The 1,293-nt window shown below is 67.9% G+C and carries 1 protein-coding gene; it reads left to right on the plus strand.

Annotated elements, in window-relative coordinates; all coding sequences use genetic code 11:
- Positions 1 to 38: 38 nt before the first annotated feature.
- Positions 39 to 1,293 (plus strand): condensation domain-containing protein (locus tag VJ464_21530; protein ID HKQ07722.1); only part of this gene is annotated, 1,255 nt, incomplete at its 3' end.

Here is a 1,293-nt window from a genome sequence, read left to right on the forward strand (position 1 = left end):
AGTTGGTGAGGTGGGGGCAAGGGCGAGGGGCGGAGGTGGTGAATCACTACGGGCCGACGGAGTGCACGGTCGGGGTGGTGACGCACCGGGTGGGGGTAGAGGAGGTCGAGGCGAGCAGCCAGGATGGCGGCCAGGGCGGCAGTCATGGCGGCGGCCAGACAACGATAGCGATTGGGCGGCTGCTGGGGAATGTGCGTGGGTATGTGGTGAGCGGCGGCGAGCAGGTGGCTGGGCCGGGGATGGTAGGCGAGCTCTACATCGGCGGGGCGGCGGTGGGGCGGGGGTATGTGAGCGAAGCGGCGGAGACGGCCTCGCGGTTCGTGCCCGATGCTTACAGTGGGGAAGCAGGGGCGCGGCTGTATCGGACGGGGGACGTGGTGAAGTACAGCGCCGCAGGGGAGCTGGAGTACCTAGGGAGAAGCGACCAGCAGGTGAAGGTGCGAGGGTATCGGGTGGAGCTAGGGGAGATCGAGGCGGCGGTCAACGAGGAGGCAGGGGTGAGGCAGAGCGCCGTGGTGGTGCGCGATGAGGCGGTGAGCGGGCCGCAGGTGGTCTGCTACGTGGTGGGTGAGGATGGGGCGGAGGTGAGCGGCAAGCAGTTGCGGGAGGGGTTGAGCCGGCGGCTGCCGGAATACATGGTGCCGGCGGTGTTTGTGAAGCTGGGGGAGCTGCCGCTGACGGCCAACGGCAAGCTGGATCGCAAGGCGCTGCCGGCGCCGATGGCAGAGCGAGACGGTGAAGGCGAGGCAGCCGCAGCAGAGAATGTCATCGAGGAGCTGGTAGGAGGGATCTTCAGTGAGGTGCTGGGGCAGGCAGAGGTGAGCGTCGAGGCGAACTTCTTCGAGCTGGGTGGCCACTCGTTGCTGGCGACGCAAGTGATCTCGCGCCTACGCGAGGTGCTTGGGGTGGAAGTCCCACTGCGGGTGCTATTCGAGGAGCCGACGGTGCGAGGGCTGGCGGCGGCTGTGCAGCAACAGCAGCAGCAAGGCGGCAGCCGCCTCCCGGCAGGGCCGATTGAGCGGGTGAGTCGAGAGAGCGAGTTGCCGCTGTCGTTCGCGCAGCAGCGGCTGTGGTTCATCCATCAACTGGAGCCCGCGAGCGCCGCCTACAACGTGCCGCGCGCCGTGCGCCTCACTGGTGAGTTGAAGATAGGGGCCTTTGAGCAGAGCCTGGGAGAGATCGAGCGGCGGCACGAGGTGCTGCGCACACGCTTCGAGCTGCGGCAGCAACAAGCCGTGCAGGTGATCGAAGCCGAGGCCAGGGTGCGACTGCGCCTGTGGGAGCTTGGCCAGT

It is taken from the genome of Blastocatellia bacterium (assembly GCA_035275065.1).
Taxonomy (GTDB): Bacteria; Acidobacteriota; Blastocatellia; order UBA7656; family UBA7656; genus DATENM01.